The organism is Flavobacterium sp. KACC 22763, assembly GCF_028736155.1.
GTDB lineage: Bacteria > Bacteroidota > Bacteroidia > Flavobacteriales > Flavobacteriaceae > Flavobacterium.
On the sequence record NZ_CP117879.1, the window covers coordinates 5162287 to 5180002 of the forward strand.

Below are 17716 nucleotides of genomic sequence, written 5' to 3' on the forward strand. Positions count from 1 at the left end.
TGTCTTAATGGTTTAATTTTATTTTTTCAAAAGACGGGCTTTCATTTTACTAAAGAATTCAGGCGTTACACCAATGAAAGAAGCGATTTGTTTTTGAGGAACTTTGTGAACTAATGTTCCGTATTTTTTTGTGAATTTTTCAAAGCGTTCTTCAGCAGGCAAACTCAAGTTATCCATTAATCTCTGCTGATTCGCAACTAATGAATTCTCAATTAAAATCCTGAAAAAACGTTCTAGCTTCGGAATTTCAAGATACAATTGTTCCTGATTTTCTTTAGATAAAGAAACAACTTCAGCTTCTTCTAAAACTTCTATGAAAAGCTGTCCTGGTTTTTGCGAAAAATAACTGTACATATCACTCATCCACCAGCCTTCGCAGGCAAATGAAAGGACATGTTCCACAATATTATCATTGATATTGAAGCTTCTTAAAATTCCTGAATTTACAAAATAGGAATGTTTACAAACTTCTCCCGCGTTTAATAAAACAGTTTTTGCTTTATAAGTGTTCGTCTCTAATTTAGATAAAAAAAGCGCCTGTTCCTCTGGTGTCAGAGAAACGTGTTTAGCAATATTTTCGAGAATTAATGCCATTATTTTTTATCGTCTATTAAAGTAAATGAAGTTGCTTTGAATCTGTCTCCTTTGATTTCTCCCGTAACTAAAGCTTTACTGATTGCATTGCAGAAACCTTTTTCAGCGTGAGCATCACCGTGATCGTGAATTGTAGTTCCATCAACAAAATAGCTTTTTCCGTCAATACGAACAGCTAAATCACAGCTTTTGCCTTTCATTCCGAATTGGCATTCTCCGCAAGAAGCTTCAACGACTGTTGGTTTGTCAAATTTCTTTTTGTCTTGTGCCTGTACTGCGATTCCAATAAAAAGGAATGTCGCTAAAAGTATATTTTTCATAGTTAAGAATTTATAGTTAATCTGTTGTGTGTATGTAAACACATAGAGTCATAGTTATGCTTTGTATATAAAGGCGTTTCACTTGTTTCAATGCATCCCGATAGCTATCGGGACTATGTGTGAAAACTTGTTTTTCTTCTCCCTTTTTTATTAGAATTAAAATCTATGTTTCTATGTGTTAAAGAAAATTTTTAATTTAATTCTACGAATTTACAGTTATTAATTTTGCTGTTTCTTTGGCGCGTTCTGTTACTTCGTTAATTGGAGTCGAAAGTGTATCATGGCTTAAAACAACTCCCATTCTTCGGTAAGGTCTTGAAGTTGGTTTCCCGAAAATCCTGAAATCGGTTTTTGGTAAAGCGGCTACTTTTTCGATTCCAGTAAAAGTTGGATTTGTAGAATCTTCTGATGCCAAAAGTACTGCACTTGCTCCAGCTTTTTCTAAAGTGATTTCGAAAATTGGAAGACTTAAAATCGCTCTTAAATGCAATTCGAATTCGTTGAAATTCTGCGTTCCAGCCAAAGTTACCATTCCAGTATCATGAGGACGAGGAGAAAGTTCAGAGAAATAAACGCCTTCTTTTGTTAGGAAAAATTCAACGCCAAAAAGTCCAGCACCGCCAAGTGCTTCAGTAATTTTTTCGGCCATATCTTGAGCTTCATATAAATCTTTTTCTGAAACCAAAGCCGGTTGCCAGCTTTCTTGATAATCGCCACGTTCTTGTCTGTGTCCGATTGGAGCGCAAAACAAAGTTGGATTATTATTTTGAGTAATTGTTAAAAGCGTAATTTCAGAATCAAAATTTACAAAAGCTTCTACAATAACTTCGATAACATCGCCACGTGAACCCGCAACGGCATATTGCCAAGCTTTTTCAATATCGCTTTCTGTTTTGATTGTCGATTGCCCTTTTCCGGATGAAGACATTAATGGTTTCACGACGCACGGAATTCCCACTTCCTGAACTGCTTTTTGAAGTTCTTCGGCTGAGGTGGCGTATTGATATTTTGCAGTTCTTAGTCCTAGTTCTTTTGCTGCTAAATCTCGAATGGCTTTACGATTCATGGTAAAGTTTGCCGCTTTCGCTGAAGGAACAACTGTGATTCCTTGTCTTTCATAATCGTAAAAACGTTCGGTGCGAATGGCTTCTATTTCGGGAACGATAAAATCGGGTTGGTGTTTGGCTACGATTCGGTCAAGAGCTTCGCCGTCAAGCATATTGATGACTTCAAAACCGTGTGCAACTTGCATGGCTGGTGCATTTTCGTAACTGTCAACTGCAATTATGGTTTGTCCGATTCGTTGTGCGGCAATGACAAATTCTTTGCCTAATTCGCCTGAACCTAGGAGTAGTATTTTCATTTTGGAGTATTGTAATGTTTGAGTAGTAAAAGTAGGGAAAAAGCTTTTTTTAACCGCAAAGTTCGCAAAGATTTACGCAAAGAGCGCGAAGTTTTTGTTTTTAAGTTAAATAATGACGCAAGGAATTTCTTACACATATTTTGCAGATTCGGGGGATTTAATTTGTTGATCGATTGAATTGCCTCCAGCTTTAGCTGGAGGTAAAAATAAAGTTTCTATTGAGGCTTTAGCCAAACTATATATTCGGCTAAAGCCTCAAGCTTTATCAATTTCAATTCCTCCAGCTAAAGCTGGAGGCAACTCAGGAAAAATGTTTTTTGATTTTTTTAATGAATGTTCTCGTTTTACGATTTGCGTGAGGGATAGAAGTGGAAAGCCCGGAGCCTGACGAAGGAAGTGCGAGGACTTGTAGCGGATAGCCCGACCCGGAGGGACACACCCAAAATAAAAAGGTTCGCAAAGATTTTAAAATAATCTTTGCGAACCTTGCGTATTCCTTTGCGTTCTTTGCGGTTAAAAAACGTTACGGTTAAACAATCTTAATGAAAATGATCTTCTTCAATTTCAAATTCGGCATCTTTTTCCCAGATTTCCATTTCGCAGGGTTTACAGTTGAATTTTAGTTTGTATTCCAATTCGCCCTGTTTTAAAACTAAAGGTTCTTTTACTTTAACGCCCACGATATCTTTTTGGTGAATCGGGCATTTTTTCAATTCGTATTTAATGCAATATTTGGTTGTCATTACGCGAGATTTTCCTGGATCCCATTGCAATTCGAATGCTTTTTCGATTTCAGTAACACCGTGACGTTCGTAGAATTTACGAGCGGTTTTGTTCGAAACATTGTACATGAAATCCAATTTGGTTTCTGGATATGGATGTGATGTTTTAACTAATTGGTGCTCTTCGCGAACGTAATTTGCCAAACGAATTTCTGATAATTGTTCGAAAACATTTCTTCTCATTTCGTTGATTTTTGAAATTGGAAGGAACCAGTTCTCAGAGAACATAACATTGATTTCATCGGCGCTGTAAGGTGTAAAACCTGTTTTTGCCAATTGAACTTTAATGTTTTCTTCGATCGATTCGCCTGTTTTCGTTTTTTCTTTCGGATGCTCTAATTTTACTGTACTTACGTTTCCGTCTTCGTCGGTTGCGATTAATTCAAAACCGTTTTCGTTTTCGGTAAGTAATAAAGTAGTTCCGATTTTACGGATTGCGCTGTCTTCTCTTTCTACAATTTTGATGAAAGCAGCGTCGTTATTTCTGTATATGAAAGTTCCGTCTTTTATTTCTTTTAAAACGTTTGGATAAACTTTTCCGTTTTCGGCTTTGTTTACATAGATTCCATCAGCTTCGTTGTTTTCATTGATAAAACAAAGTCCGTCACCGTTGTTTAATAATTCGCCGTTTTCGATTTCGTAAGCGTTTCCAACAGTTCTAATTAATTTTCCAATATATTGACCTTTTGATTTTGGACTTTCCCAAGAACCAATTGAGCTGTGTCTTTCGTTGACGAAATAATCCGTATAACCACGATTGAAGGTTCTGCTTAAAGTAGAATCGAAAGTATACGTACATTTTCCAGAAGAAGCTTTGATATATTTGTCACTTCCTTCTAAAAAGCTGTCTAATTTTTGGCGTAAATAAGATACGTTGTTTTTAACGTAAGCTACATCTTTTAATCTTCCTTCAATTTTGAAAGAAACGATTCCCGCTTCAATTAAATTCGGAATCTGATCTGAAACGTCTAAATCTTTAATAGAAAGCAAGTGACTGTTTCTGATTAAAGTATCTCCATTTCCGTCGATTAAGTTATAAGGTAAACGGCAGTTTTGTGCGCAAGAACCACGATTCGCGCTACGCTCTCCGTTTGCCACACTCATATAGCAGTTTCCACTAAAAGAAACACATAAAGCTCCAGTTACGAAAAACTCTAATTCAACATCAGCGTGATCATATATTGTTTTAATTTGGTGAAGGTTCAATTCACGTGCTAAAACCACACGTTTAATACCAGCGTCTTTTAAGAATTTGATTTTATCAGCATCACGATTATTAGCTTGTGTACTGGCGTGAAGTACGATAGGAGGCAAATCCATTTCCATAATCGCCATGTCCTGAATAATCAAGGCATCAACACCAATATCGTATAATTCCCAAATCATAGAGCGACACGTTTCTAATTCGTTGTCGTACAAAATGGTATTCATAACCACAAAAACCTGTGCGTTAAATAAGTGTGCGTATTTTACCAGTTCAGCAACATCTTCAATAGAGTTGTTGGCATTAGAACGTGCTCCAAATTGCGGCGCACCAATATATACTGCATCGGCGCCACTGTTTATGGCAGCGATTCCTCCAATTAAATCTCTAGCAGGAGCTAATATTTCGATTTTCTTCTTCATTTCTAAAACTTTAGACTTTTGTGGTATTCCCGAAAAAAAGTGTGCAAAGGTCTAATAAATATTCCGAGTTTGCTAGTGATGAAGCGATTTTTTTGAAATTGTTAACTTAATATGGAATTATGATAAGTGATTTTTTGCTTATCTCACAGGTTCGTAAATAAGTTGTGCTACTCCAGATTTGAAAATATTAGTTTTAAGCAATCTTAATTCAAGTCGCTCTTTAAATCTTCAAATAACGGTTTTCCACTTCCTAAAGCTATTGGATGAACCGATATTCTGTATGTGTCAATAAGATTTAATTGTATGAAAGTTTTAATAAGACTTGCTCCGCCATATAGCCAAATATCACCTCCGGGTTGATTTTTAATTTCATTTACTTTAGCTATAATGTCAGAATTTATAAACGTAGCATTGTTATCTTGTTTGTTTTGACTGGAGAAAACGTATTTCTTTTTTGAATGTACTCCTTCCCAAAGCAATTTTTCTGCGTTACTTGCATTTTCATCTGGTTGAAAATTACCCCAAGAATCATAACTTACCCGACCATAAAAGATAGTGTCTATATCTGATAAAAATCCACCAAAGTCCATATCATCATCCATAATGCACCAATCAATTTCTCCATTTGTGCCTTCAATAAAACCATCTAAGGTTACAGCTAAATCTAGAATTATTTTTTTCATGCATCAAATATTTATGTCTGATTTACTTTAATGTAAGGTAGTCTTTTTAACTTATATAAAACTAATCTAACGGAAAAGTATATCCAACTGCAAATACTCCAGTAGATTGTTTTGCAGCTGGATGAAAATACCCAGAAATCCCAATTTCGAAATTGTTATGTCTGCCGATTGCCAATCCAATACTAAATGGGATATGAAGTAAAACATCACTTTTGTTAAAATTTACAGCAGGTGTAAGGGTTTCGAATTTACCTATTGAAGTTCCAATACCGCCTTCAATAAATGGCGCAACCCATGGAATTGGGGCACAAATACGAACTTTTCCTCCCATCAAAAAAGCGTTAGTCGTTACTTTATATTGAGGTTGGTTTTGCACGTTTTGATTTTTATCGACAGATTCAAAAATGGCACCAGCGTAAGGTCTTATACTAAACCATGATTTTAGTCCTATGATATATTCGCCTTGAAGATAAAGACCGCCTCCCATAACATCTACTTCTTCTTGGCTTCCATAATCTTCTATGTAATAAGAACTGCTCGATCCATAACCTATGGATGCTTTAATGGAGTTACCTGTTGTTTGTGCTCTTAAATGATTAGAAAAGTGACTGATAAAAAGAACAAATGTAAATAGAAAGCGCATTATAAATTTCATTACGTTTTATTTGATTAGTTTAAAATTTTTGTGCGCGAATGTAAGAATTGTTTTTCAACTTTAACAAACAAAAAAACAGCTTAAAGTATAAAAGTGATGAAACTTTTGAACCTTAAGCCGTTTTTATAAAAACTTAGAATATTGTTATGCAGTCAAAGCTTCTTTGATTCTGCGTAATGCCTCTTTTAAAATATCGTTGCTTGTTGCATAAGAGAAACGAATACAGTTTGGATTTCCGAACGCGTCTCCAGTTACTGTTGCTACGTTTGCCTCAGCTAAAAGATACATCGAAACGTCGTTTGCATCTTTAATTTCGTGTCCTTTTAAAGTTTTTCCGAAGAAAGATGAAACGTCTGGGAATACATAGAAAGCTCCTTCTGGAACGTTTATTTTTACTCCTGGAATCTCTTTTAACAATCCAACCACTAAATCTCTACGTCCGTGGAAAGCCTCAACCATGTGGTTTAATACACTAGGATCTGCATCTACTGCTGTAATTGTAGCACGTTGTGCTACAGAGTTTGCTCCTGATGTTACTTGTCCTTGAATTTTTGTACAAGCTTTTGCGATAAATTCTGGAGCTCCAATGTAACCAATTCTGTATCCAGTCATTGCAAATGCTTTTGCAACTCCGTTTACAGTGATTGTTTTTTCTAACATTCCTGGAATTGAACCGATGCTGCAGAAAGTTCCTGAGAAATTGATGTGTTCATAAATTTCGTCTGAAACTACATAGATATTTGGGTGTTTTTCTAAGACTTTTGCCAATGCTGTTAATTCTTCTCTACTGTAAACAGATCCAGAAGGATTACATGGAGAAGAAAACCACATCATTTTTGTTTTTGGTGTGATTGCAGCTTCTAATTGCTCTGGCGTCATTTTGAAATCTGTTTCTACAGAAGTTGGAACTTCAACAGGAACTCCGCCAGAAAGTTTTACGATTTCGAAGTAAGAAACCCAGTAAGGTGCTGGTAAAATAACTTCGTCACCGTCGTTTAACATTACTTGCGCAATGTTGTATAAAGATTGTTTTGCTCCTGTAGAAACTACAATTTGAGTTGGTTTGTATTCTAAATTATTGTCTCTTTTGAATTTTCTACAAATAGCTTCTCTTAATTCTAAGTAACCTTCTACTGGAGAATAAGTGCTATAATTTTCGTTTACTGCTTTTATTACTGCTTCTTTAATGAAGTCTGGTGTATTGAAGTCAGGCTCACCTAAACTTAAGCTGATAATGTCTTTTCCTTGTGCTTTTAATTCTCTTGCCAAAGCGGCCATTGCTAAAGTTTGCGATGTCGCAAGGTTGTTGATTCTGTCCGAAAGAATATGATTCATTATAAAATTTTTGATGTCCTTAATTTGCTGTTTATTAAGGAAGGTTAATTATTAATAGATTTTCTTTAGTTATTAAACTGATAATTCAGGTTTCATTCCCAAATCGCGTAAATGCTTAAAGTGAGCAACAACGGCACTTCGCATCGTTTTATATTCGTAATAAGGTAAGTTGCACTCTTTTGCTGTTTCTTTTACGATTTTTGCAATTTTACCATAGTGAATATGACTGATATTTGGGAAAATATGATGTTCGATTTGATGATTTAAACCTCCTGTGTACCAATTTACAATTGCATTTTTTGGTGCAAAATTAGTTGTAGTATATAATTGGTGAATTGCCCATGTGTTATCCATTTCTCCTAAATCATTTGGAGTTGGATTTGTAGTATGATCAACTACGTGTGCTAATTGAAACACAATACTTAGGATTAATCCAGCTGTGTAGTGCATTGCAAAAAAGCCAACAAGTACTTTCCACCAAGTAATTCCAATTACAATTGGCAAAACAATCCAAATCGATACATAAATCATTTTAGTAATGATAAGTGTTGTCCAAAGGATTTTAGGGTTTTTCGGTTCTCCATAAGATAATTTTCTTTTCAGGTAATTTCTCATTTGCTTAAAATCGGTTGTTAATGCCCAATTGAAAGTTAATAATCCATACAAGAAAACAGAATAGTAATGTTGAAAACGGTGAAAACGATGCCATTCAGCATGTTCTGTAAAACGAATAATTCTTCCAGCATCTAAATCTTCATCATGCCCAGGAATATTAGTATAAGTGTGATGTAGTACATTATGTTGTACTTGCCAGTTGTAAACATTTCCGGCCAAAACATAAATTGTTCCACCCATTAATTTGTTGATCCAGCTTTTATTTGAATAAGAACCATGATTTCCATCATGCATAACGTTCATTCCAACACCGGCCATTCCAACACCCATCACAATTGATAAAAGTAACATAACCCAAAATGGCATGTCAAGCGTAAGAATTAAAAAATAGGGAGTTAGAAAAACAGCAAATAGAATAACGGCTTTTAAGTGTAACTTCCAGTTTCCAGTTTTCTGAATGTTGTTCTCCTTGAAGTAATTGTTTACCCGAGAGTTAAGTGTTCTGAAAAACTTCAGATTGTCTTGCCTAGCAAAAGTTGGAGCCGTGTTATTCATAATTGTTTTAAATAGGTTTCAAAGGTAATTATTATAAATTCTCAATTTGCAAAATTGAGTTAAATATTTCAATCGTAAAGTAGTACTTTTGTTAAAAATTTACAGCAATGGATGAGATATTGAAATATTTTCCCAATTTGACCGATCTTCAAATCGAGCAATTTCAAAAATTAGACTTTTTATACCACGATTGGAATGAAAAAATCAATGTTATTTCGCGTAAAGACATTGATTCATTATATACAAAACACATTTTGCATTCATTAGGAATTGCAAAAGTTATGAAGTTCGAACCAGGAGCAACAGTTTTGGATGTTGGAACAGGCGGAGGTTTTCCAGGTATTCCGTTAGCGATTCTTTTTCCTGAAACTCGTTTTTATTTAATTGACGTTATTGCCAAAAAAATAAAAGTGGTTCAAGGTGTTGTAGATGCATTAGAATTAAAGAACGTAAAAGCAGAACAAAAACGTGCTGAATTGGTAAAAGGTGATTTCGATTTTATTGTAAGCCGGGCAGTTACTAATATGCCTGATTTTGTTTCATGGATTAAAGATAAAATCAAAAAACAACATAAACACATGTTGAAAAATGGAATTTTATATTTGAAAGGCGGTGATTTAGCTGAAGAGCTGAAGGATTTTCCAAATGCAACTTTATACGATTTGGCGAATATATTTGAAGATGAATTCTTTGAAACTAAAAAAGTGGTTCACCTCCCATTAAAATTTAAACCTTAAATAACAAATAACCCGATTAGGAAATTCTAATCGGGTTATTTTTTTGAACAAAACTAAAGGTCGAAATTATGATGCTTTTTTTGGAAGATTTAAAAAACTATTCGCTTTATGATCTAAATTATCAATCATGGCATGGATTGCGTTTTCTGATGCTTCAACAGAGTATTTGAATTTTTCATCGAAGAAAAACTCTCTGCAAATTACAGGTTCGTTTGATGAATCGTATACAGCTTCATCAGTTTCATCTAACGCCTCATTTCTGTACGGATTAGGGTGAGAATGAGTTAAGTTGATGATGGTTTGAGCAAACCAATTGTCGAAGTTTTTCTTTTTTGGCGTAATATGACGTGCCAATAATACCAATCCTACAAGATCATTTTGTAAAAAATAAGAGCCTTTACGATATCTTACATCTATCATTCTTACATTCATTAATGCAATCCAAAGTGCGCCATTTACAGAGCCAGTTGCAGATACTTCAAAATCTGTATCAAATAAAAGAGGGTTTGTTTGTTCACGATTATTGATAGAACACCAAAGCGCTTCAATACGTTTTTGTGTGTCGTTTGTTGTTTGGGTATAACCTGTAAAACGCCAGTAAACCCATTCTAGTAATGCTGCAGTTAGTCCTATAGAGCCTTTATGGTTTATCTGCATTAAGGCTTCTTCTAGGTCTTCATTTCCTTCAATAGGATCTAAAAGATTATTTATTTTCTTTTTTGTCCATTTATAATTAATGGGATGTCCAATACTTTTTGATTCCATAATAACTTTAGGAACATTGTTTAAATTTCTCATGCTTATGCTGTTAATTTATTGTAACTTTTAATATGAAGCAAAAGTAAGAGGATGAGTTTTTTTGAATGGGAACAAAAAGTTTTTAAAATATCAAAATAAGGCATTTGAAACTTTTAAAGCGTTGATTTTTAAATAAATAAGAAAAGTATTACAAAATATTTAAGCTTTATTGTAAGTAAAAACAAAAAGCCAATCTTCTTTGAAGATTGGCTTTTGTATATAGTCAGATTTACAACTTATAAATCTGAAATTTTAGATTGGATTAACCTAAGAAAGGATATCTGTAATCTTCTGGAGTTACAAAAGTTTCTTTGATAGTTCTTGGAGAAGCCCAACGCAATAAGTTTAATGCAGAACCTGCTTTATCGTTAGTTCCAGAAGCTCTTGCTCCACCAAATGGTTGCATTCCTACAACAGCTCCAGTTGGTTTATCATTGATGTAGAAGTTACCAGCAGAGTTTTGTAATTTAGTTGTAGCTACTTCAATAGCATAACGATCTTGGCTGAAAACTGCTCCTGTTAAAGCATACTCAGAAGTAGTATCAACTAATTCAAGAGTTTCTTCCCATTTAGCATCTTCGTAAACATAAATTGTGATAACTGGTCCGAACAACTCAGTTTCCATTGTAGTATATTTTGGGTTTGTAGTTACAATAACTGTTGGCTCAATAAAGTAACCTACAGATTTATCGTAATTTCCACCAACGATGATTTCTGCGTCAGCATCTTTTTTAGCTTGATCAATATAACTAGCTAATTTATCGAAAGAACCTTCGTGGATAACTGCTGTAATGAAGTTTCCGAAATCTTCTGGAGAACCCATTTTCATAGATTTTACATCAGCAATTAATTGTTCTTTTACAGCTGGCCATAAACTTTGTGGAATATAAGCTCTAGAAGCTGCAGAACATTTTTGTCCTTGGAATTCGAAAGCTCCACGAGTAATTCCTGTAACTACTTGTTTTACGTTTGCGCTTGGGTGAGCAATGATAAAATCTTTACCTCCTGTTTCACCAACGATTCTTGGGTACGTTTTGTAGTTGTGGATGTTTGCACCAATTTTGGCCCAGATATCTTTAAATACATGAGTTGATCCTGTAAAGTGAACACCAGCAAAATCACGGCTAGCTAAAACTGTATCTGTAATCATTAACGCATCTCCAAAGACTACGTTGATAACTCCATCAGGAACTCCAGCTTCTTTGAAAACTTCTAAAATGATTTTTGTAGAAAATACTTGGCTATCACTTGGTTTCCAAACCACAACGTTACCCATCATTGCAGCACTTGCAGGAAGGTTTGCAGCGATTGCAGTAAAGTTGAAAGGAGTAATAGCGTAAACAAAACCTTCTAATGGTCTATACTCTACACGGTTCCAAACAGATGAATCTGATTTTGGCTGATCGTTGTAGATTTGAGTCATAAACTCAACATTGTAACGTAAAAAGTCGATTAATTCGCAAGAAGCATCGATTTCTGCTTGGTGAATATTTTTAGACTGACCAATCATTGTAGCAGCGTTAATACGAGCTCTGTATGGTCCAGCAATAAGTTCAGCAGCTTTTAAGAAAATTGCAGCACGCTGTTCCCATGCTAAGTTTGCCCATGCTTTTCTTGATTCAAGTGCATTTGCAATTGCTTTTTCGATATGTTGTTTTTCAGCTAAATGATATTTTCCAACTACGTGCTGGTGATCGTGAGGAGCTGTAATGTTTCTTGTATTTCCAGTTCTAATTTCTTCGTTTCCAATATACAAAGGAACGTCAATTTGAGAATTCCACATTGTGGTGTAAGCAGCTTGAACAGCAGCTTTTTCTGGTGAGTTTGGTGCGTAGCTCTTTACAGGCTCGTTTACCGCTTTTGGTACATGGAAAAATCCTTTAAGCATGTTATTTAAAATTTTGTGAATTAGACAATTTAAAGTTAGACGATTTGTTTTGTTACGAATAATCTAACGTTGCACAAAAGTACAAAGGATAAATTAATAAATTGACAATTTTATGATTAAGATAACGATAAAAGCAATAGTTGTAAACTATATCTTAATTTAATGCAAAAGGAGCACACATTCTAAAAGTAGGAACAATTACTTTGAATGTTTTTGTTGTAGTAAAGTTGATCATGTTGAAATGACCTTTCATTGCGCCGTAAGGAGACGATAATAGACAGCCAGAACTGTACGTATGGTTTTCGCCAGGTTTTAGAACTGGTTTTTTACCAATTACACCCTCACCATCTACAACTTCTAAATCATTTAAAGAATCAAAAATTTCCCAGTGGCGAGAAGTTAATTGTACAGAATCTTTACTATGATTTTCGATGGTAACTACGTAGCTAAAAGCAAAATGAATCTTGTAGTTTTTGAAGTATGTACCTTCAAAACTAGTCAAAACAGATATTTTTATGCCTCGTGTAATTTGAGAAACCATACTAACGCCGTATATATGTGAGTGTTATAGAGGCAAAGCTACAAAAAAAAATCGTTTAATCTAAAACCTTAACATTGTTTTAATTGACTATATTGATAGAGTTTGCATTTCCTTTTCCAATTACACGCTGATAACGGTCAGTAGCTTCTTTGTAATAAACCAAGATGGTGTACTCGTTTTCAGTCTGATAAAAGTTTCCGTCAATGGCATTTTCAAAATCAACAACCCCTTTTTTATCTGCAACAGTGTACTGAAAATTAGTAAAACCTTGCTTGATCATAATGGCTTTTTCAAAAACTCCTTTGTCATTATTGTGATCCATTTTGTACTCTGGCGAAAGACTGTAGTTGTTAAACATTCCAGAGATATAAATGTCTTTGTTCATTCTAAAAGCAGGAGCAGAAAGACTAAAATAAACCCATGCATAATCGGCCTCAATGTCATTATTAGAACCGTTGATGTTTTTCACAACAAAATTTCCGTTCACATCTTCATAATTAGTATAAATCTGATTTCCTCTTGCTGCATTGGTGTACAAAAACGAATTGTAAATATCATTGTTCGAACCTACTTTGGCCACATTATTACTGGCAGCTCTAATGTCTTTGTTTTCAAAATACAAAAACTCATTTCCGCCCCAAAACTGGGTTTCTTTGTCGTATTTATAAACCAGCTGATTACCAATTGTGTATTGGGGAACAACATTTTTTATTTCGGTATGAAAGTTTCCGTTTTGCAGTAAAAGCACTTTTACATTTTGCAATGGAGTTTGAAACACAATATCATTAGATAAAATAGCAAAATCAAGATTCTGTTTATAATCAATATTGCTAAGGTTACGGCTTCTTTTTACTTGCACGCCAACAGTACAATGATTTTCGTGTAAAATAAATTTTCTTGAGAAAACAACTTCTCGGTCTTCATTAAGAATTCGCAACATATAATTGCCTGAAAGCTTTAATAATTGCGTAAACTGATTCGGAAAAGAAAGTCTATAATGTGTATAAACCTGTAGGGTATTAAACGAATTCGAAAAATCGGTAATTCTCTGATTATCCATACCAAAAATATAGTCAGTTTTTGGAATATCTGTTGGAAACCAGTTGTAATCGCAATGAATAACTTCAAAGTAATAATTGGCTTCATTACCAAACAAATCATCAAATTGAAAGGTAAATGGAGAACCTAATTCGAAAATTGGCGCAACATTACTGCCATTCTGAATAAAAGAGACAGTTTTGATATTGTAAGGAGGGTCAATTTCTTTTTCTTGAGCTTTCGCTAAAGTGAAAATGAAAAGAAAAATAAAGCTTGTATATAAAAATTTCGGCATCTTAAAACGTTGTAAGATTGTAAATATAACAATTTTATATAACGAAAAAGATGCCATTCTATTGGATTTAACGATTAATTTCCTAAAATATACTCTAAGTTACCTTCAATTTCATCATTGATATAACTTTCTTCTAAAAGTGAGTCAGACAATAATTTTTTGTTTTCCTGCAATTTGATGATTTTTTCTTCGACTGTATTTTTAGAAATAAAACGAATCACATTTACTTTATTCAATTGTCCGATTCTGTGTGCACGCGCGACACCTTGTTTTTCAGCAAAAGGATTCCACCAAGGATCTAGAAATAAAACATAAGAAGCTTTGGTGATATTCAGACCAACACCTCCCGCTTTAAGCGAAATAAAGAATAACAACGGATTTTCTTTTTCTTGAAACATTTTAACCTGCTGTTCTCTTTTGTCTGATGGGGTTTCACCTGTAATTTCGCAGAACTCTATTTTGTTTTCCTTACACCAATCGGTATAGAAATTTAAGTTGGTAACAAATGAGCTGAAAATGATTACTTTCTGTTTTGCTTTTACTAAGTTTTCCAAATAATTGGTTACAGCAATATACTTTCCAGAATCAACTTCAGATTCCTGATCGACCATTTTTGGGTGATTGCTCAGCTGTCTCAACTTCATCAAAGTATTTATGATATTGATTTTATCTGGGCCAGATCCATCGGTTTTAAGCAAGAAATTGCGCGCCTTAGATTTCTCTTTCTCGTATAATTTTTCCTGTTCAGGATCCATGTCGCAGTAATAAATCTGCTCTGTCAATTCTGGTAAATCTTTTAAAACCTGTTCTTTTGTTCGTCTTAAAATATAGGGAGCGATGAGGTTTTTTAATTCCGTTAAAACTTCTTCATTCTGTTTTTTCTCAATCGGATTTTTGAAATTTTCCATAAAGAAAGCATAGCTTCCTAAAATCTCAGGATTGATAAACTGCATTTGCGACCATAAATCGTCAAGCGAATTTTCGATCGGTGTACCGCTCAAAGCAATTTTATGCCCTGTACTGATTTTATTGATGGCTTTAAAAATCTTAGAATTTTTGTTTTTGATGTATTGACTTTCGTCCAAAATCAGATAACGGAAATCGTATTTTTCTAAAATAGAAATATCTCGGTGAATGATGCTGTAGCTTGTAAAAATCAAATCGGTTGAATTGATTCTGCTTGCTAATGATTTTCTATCATTGCCAACATATTGCATTTTCGAAAAGTGAGGCGTAAACTTTCCAGCTTCATTAAACCAGTTAAAAACCAATGAAGAAGGAAGAACGATCAAAGCTTTTAGCGGTTCTCTTTCGATAGTGGTTTCGTTGGCAAACAAATCAAAATTGGTAGTTTTAGTGGTAAAACCTAATTGCTCTTGCACCGAAACCAAAACTGACAAAGTTTGTAACGTCTTTCCAAGCCCCATATCATCGGCCAGACACGCACCCATATTGGAATTGAAATGACCTAAAAGCCACTTTACTCCATCAATTTGATACGGTCGCAAAGTTGCCTTTATTAAGTCAGAACCAGTAAATTCAGCTTGATGAATTTGGTCTAAATCACTGTCAATTTCTGAAATTCCGTCTAAAGCTGTAAAATTACTTTTACGCAACAAAAGAACTCCATTTTCTGTTTTGGCCAGCTTTGCCAAAGAACCATATTTGCTGAACCATTCTAGCGGAATCAAAAAGTAGTTTCCGTCAGGCAATGCAAAAAGTCTTTCCTTGCTTTTTATATTTGGAATTATTTCGCTGAAATTGATTTTATAATTGCCAACCGTAATAATAATTCTAATGTCAAACCAATCGCCAGTTGTTTCTTTTGAAGCAGAAATAGTATGGTTTTCTGTAATGATTTCTTTGCTTTCCAGTTTTAGGTTATCAATTGTAAAACCTAAGTTTTTCAGTTCTTCTTTATGATCAATAATCAGCTGAATATTGATGAAAGGATCTGTATTTTCAGCTTCTGAATTTAATCCAAATAATTCATTTTTGATTTTGGTTAGACCAATTTTATTTAATTTTTCAATGAATAAATTCTCGTCTGGATTTCTTTTAAACTGAATTATTTTAGGTTCATTAGCAACACTGAAATCCACAAAAGAATGTGTTTTTTTAGTTTTGCTTGCATCAAATGAATATCCGTTATAATCAAAATAAAGATTAAGATAGTAGCAATTTTTAAAGAAATCATGAATAGGCTGAATCGTACAGGAAATGATTTTGTCTCGAAGTTCAATCTCAAAACCAGTAGCTTCAATATCAATTTTCTTCGCGATTTGCGGAATAAAGCTTTTGAAATAATCATCAACTAATTTTGAAGGGATTTCAATAGATTTTTTCTTTAAAAAAGGCATCAGCTTTTTAGAGTTCAACTCTTTTAGCTGCCCCAATTTTTTATTAATAATCAGCCAGCCAGGTTCATCCAAAAGAATTTCTGCTTTGCTGTCCATTGGAGAAAAAGTGGTTTCATTTTCTTTTAAAGAAAGGGTATAGGTGATTCCTTCAGCATGCTTGTCAAATTGAATTTGAGGTTCAAAATCAAGTGGATCAATGCTAACTCTTGAACGATAAAAATCTTTTTCAGGTCCAAGATTTAAAGACAAAGGAAATTGTTCTTTTACAATTAAATCGTAAAATGAACTTAAATTGAATTTTAAATGCTGACGAATGGCAAACTCAATTTTCGAATCTTTCTGTAAATCAGCAATTGTTTTGGCTGACTTAATTTTAGCACCGAATTTTTTAAAAATAAATTCGGGTTTAAGAGAATCGCAAGCTGTTAATATTCTTTTTGAGTTAGAATCTAAATTGTCAAAAGTGATTCCGAAACTTTCAAGTACATCTGGACTTGCTTTTTTGTCTAAATATTTGATTTCGCTAGTATTCTCAACAATGTATGCGGTTGGAATATGAACATTCAGATTTTTTTCCAAACTGATGTCAAAACAGAACTGAAATGATTTTGTAGGTTCCAAGATTTAGGGATTTGGTTAGGCTTGTAATTTAGGTTTGGGCAAAAAAATAAAAGGAGTTTTCAAATTATTACTATTTTGAAAACTCCTTTTAAATGAACTTATATCACTTATATGGTGAGAAAATTAGTTTTCCTGTTTAAAGCAAAGCGGAATAATCTCGCCTTTTGCTAAACAGTATTTTTCAACCAATTCTGATGCAATTTTATTAGTATAATCTTCTTCAATTACAATAAATCCAATACTTCTTAATTTATCGAAATAATCGCGTCCGTAAACACGAACGTGGTCATATTGTCCGAAGATTTTTGCGCGCTCTTTCTGATCCGTAATCGAATCATCGGCAAATGTAACCTCGCGAGATAAATCCTGAGGAATTTGAAGAACTGCCATTCCGCCTGGTTTTAAAACACGGTATAATTCCTGCATTGCTTTTGTATCGTCTGGGATGTGCTCTAAAACGTGATTACATAAAATAACGTCATATTCGTTGTCTTTGAAAGGTAAATTGCAGATATCTGCTTTTACATCTGCCAAAGGTGAAAGCAAATCAGTTGTAGTGTAATCTAAGTTTTTTTGCTTGCGGAATCTTTTGTAAAAAGCTTGTTCTGGAGCAAAATGCAATACTTTTTTTGGTGCTGTAAAAAAATCTGTCTGATCGTTTAAATACAGCCAAAGCAAACGATGTCTTTCTAAAGAAAGTGTACTTGGCGAAAGCACATTATTACGCTGTTTTCCGTATCCATAAGGCAAAAACGATTTAAAGCTTTTTCCGTCAATTGGATCTGTAAATTTATCTCCTTTTAAAGAGAAAGCTAAAATTGGACGCGCTACATAACTCAAACGAATTAATAAAGGACGCGGGATTGTATTTAAAACTAATTTGAAAAGTTTTTTCATGGGGTTATTTCAC

The 17716-nt window shown here is 34.1% G+C and carries 15 protein-coding genes; 1 reads left to right on the forward strand and 14 read right to left on the reverse strand.

The annotated features are described in order from the left end of the window. Positions 1–18: 18 nt before the first annotated feature. From PQ463_RS21730 to PQ463_RS21765, 8 genes are all read right to left on the reverse strand, one after another. Positions 19–594, reverse strand: a complete 576-nt coding sequence (locus tag PQ463_RS21730) for a Crp/Fnr family transcriptional regulator (RefSeq protein WP_201998470.1) — start codon at positions 592–594, stop codon at positions 19–21. Beyond that, positions 594–914: a DUF6370 family protein gene (locus PQ463_RS21735; protein WP_008467236.1), complete on the reverse strand. Its 321-nt coding sequence runs from the start codon at positions 912–914 to the stop codon at positions 594–596. The genes PQ463_RS21730 and PQ463_RS21735 overlap by 1 nt, the downstream gene beginning before the upstream one ends. Positions 915–1116: 202 nt before the next feature. Continuing rightward, on the reverse strand, positions 1117–2277 hold the full coding sequence (gene purT, locus PQ463_RS21740) for a formate-dependent phosphoribosylglycinamide formyltransferase (RefSeq protein WP_443135188.1): 1161 nt from the start codon (positions 2275–2277) through the stop codon (positions 1117–1119). Between the two features lie 539 nt (positions 2278–2816). Then, complete coding sequence (locus PQ463_RS21745; protein ID WP_274255452.1) at positions 2817–4685, reverse strand: peptidase U32 family protein; 1869 nt, start codon at positions 4683–4685, stop codon at positions 2817–2819. 203 nt (positions 4686–4888) lie between these two features. Then, positions 4889–5368, reverse strand: a complete 480-nt coding sequence (locus tag PQ463_RS21750; RefSeq protein ID WP_274255453.1) for a dihydrofolate reductase family protein — start codon at positions 5366–5368, stop codon at positions 4889–4891. Positions 5369–5429: 61 nt separating this feature from the next. Further along, the gene (locus PQ463_RS21755) at positions 5430–6023 is read right to left on the reverse strand and encodes a hypothetical protein (protein ID WP_274255454.1); all 594 of its coding nucleotides are present in this window, start codon (positions 6021–6023) and stop codon (positions 5430–5432) included. 144 nt (positions 6024–6167) lie between these two features. Beyond that, on the reverse strand, positions 6168–7358 hold the full coding sequence (locus PQ463_RS21760) for a pyridoxal phosphate-dependent aminotransferase (RefSeq protein ID WP_274255455.1): 1191 nt from the start codon (positions 7356–7358) through the stop codon (positions 6168–6170). 72 nt (positions 7359–7430) lie between these two features. Further along, complete coding sequence (locus PQ463_RS21765) at positions 7431–8528, reverse strand: fatty acid desaturase family protein (protein ID WP_274255456.1); 1098 nt, start codon at positions 8526–8528, stop codon at positions 7431–7433. 107 nt (positions 8529–8635) lie between these two features. On the opposite strand from PQ463_RS21765, the gene rsmG reads away from it, so the two are divergent. Next, positions 8636–9265, forward strand: a complete 630-nt coding sequence (gene rsmG, locus PQ463_RS21770) for a 16S rRNA (guanine(527)-N(7))-methyltransferase RsmG (RefSeq protein ID WP_274255458.1) — start codon at positions 8636–8638, stop codon at positions 9263–9265. A 66-nt stretch (positions 9266–9331) separates the two neighbouring features. Here the strand turns inward: rsmG and PQ463_RS21775 are convergent, their stop codons facing one another. From PQ463_RS21775 to PQ463_RS21800, 6 genes are all read right to left on the reverse strand, one after another. Further along, entirely contained in the window at positions 9332–10063 is a 732-nt protein-coding gene (locus PQ463_RS21775; protein ID WP_274255459.1) for a hypothetical protein, read from the reverse strand. A 262-nt stretch (positions 10064–10325) separates the two neighbouring features. Then, complete coding sequence (pruA, locus tag PQ463_RS21780) at positions 10326–11951, reverse strand: L-glutamate gamma-semialdehyde dehydrogenase (RefSeq protein ID WP_111376723.1); 1626 nt, start codon at positions 11949–11951, stop codon at positions 10326–10328. Positions 11952–12105: 154 nt separating this feature from the next. Further along, positions 12106–12492 (reverse strand): Co2+/Mg2+ efflux facilitator ApaG/CorD, encoded by a 387-nt coding sequence (apaG, locus tag PQ463_RS21785; RefSeq protein ID WP_008467225.1) that lies wholly within the window; start codon positions 12490–12492, stop codon positions 12106–12108. A gap of 79 nt (positions 12493–12571) precedes the next feature. Then, a complete protein-coding gene (locus PQ463_RS21790) occupies positions 12572–13825 on the reverse strand; it encodes a type IX secretion system plug protein (protein ID WP_274255461.1) in 1254 nt (417 codons plus the stop codon). Between the two features lie 74 nt (positions 13826–13899). Beyond that, entirely contained in the window at positions 13900–16806 is a 2907-nt protein-coding gene (locus PQ463_RS21795; RefSeq protein WP_274255462.1) for a DEAD/DEAH box helicase, read from the reverse strand. A gap of 123 nt (positions 16807–16929) precedes the next feature. Further along, the gene (locus PQ463_RS21800) at positions 16930–17703 is read right to left on the reverse strand and encodes a class I SAM-dependent methyltransferase (protein ID WP_274255463.1); all 774 of its coding nucleotides are present in this window, start codon (positions 17701–17703) and stop codon (positions 16930–16932) included. Positions 17704–17716 lie beyond the last annotated feature (13 nt).

Coding starts and splice junctions, on each gene's coding strand:
- apaG (WP_008467225.1), bottom strand. CDS start 12,492: ATGGTTTCTCAAATTACACGAGGCATAAAAATATCTGTTTTGACTAGT.
- PQ463_RS21750 (WP_274255453.1), bottom strand. CDS start 5,368: ATGAAAAAAATAATTCTAGATTTAGCTGTAACCTTAGATGGTTTTATT.
- PQ463_RS21800 (WP_274255463.1), bottom strand. CDS start 17,703: ATGAAAAAACTTTTCAAATTAGTTTTAAATACAATCCCGCGTCCTTTA.
- PQ463_RS21760 (WP_274255455.1), bottom strand. CDS start 7,358: ATGAATCATATTCTTTCGGACAGAATCAACAACCTTGCGACATCGCAA.
- purT (WP_443135188.1), bottom strand. CDS start 2,277: ATGAAAATACTACTCCTAGGTTCAGGCGAATTAGGCAAAGAATTTGTC.
- pruA (WP_111376723.1), bottom strand. CDS start 11,951: ATGCTTAAAGGATTTTTCCATGTACCAAAAGCGGTAAACGAGCCTGTA.
- rsmG (WP_274255458.1), top strand. CDS start 8,636: ATGGATGAGATATTGAAATATTTTCCCAATTTGACCGATCTTCAAATC.
- PQ463_RS21790 (WP_274255461.1), bottom strand. CDS start 13,825: ATGCCGAAATTTTTATATACAAGCTTTATTTTTCTTTTCATTTTCACT.
- PQ463_RS21775 (WP_274255459.1), bottom strand. CDS start 10,063: ATGAGAAATTTAAACAATGTTCCTAAAGTTATTATGGAATCAAAAAGT.
- PQ463_RS21765 (WP_274255456.1), bottom strand. CDS start 8,528: ATGAATAACACGGCTCCAACTTTTGCTAGGCAAGACAATCTGAAGTTT.
- PQ463_RS21755 (WP_274255454.1), bottom strand. CDS start 6,023: ATGAAATTTATAATGCGCTTTCTATTTACATTTGTTCTTTTTATCAGT.
- PQ463_RS21745 (WP_274255452.1), bottom strand. CDS start 4,685: ATGAAGAAGAAAATCGAAATATTAGCTCCTGCTAGAGATTTAATTGGA.
- PQ463_RS21730 (WP_201998470.1), bottom strand. CDS start 594: ATGGCATTAATTCTCGAAAATATTGCTAAACACGTTTCTCTGACACCA.
- PQ463_RS21735 (WP_008467236.1), bottom strand. CDS start 914: ATGAAAAATATACTTTTAGCGACATTCCTTTTTATTGGAATCGCAGTA.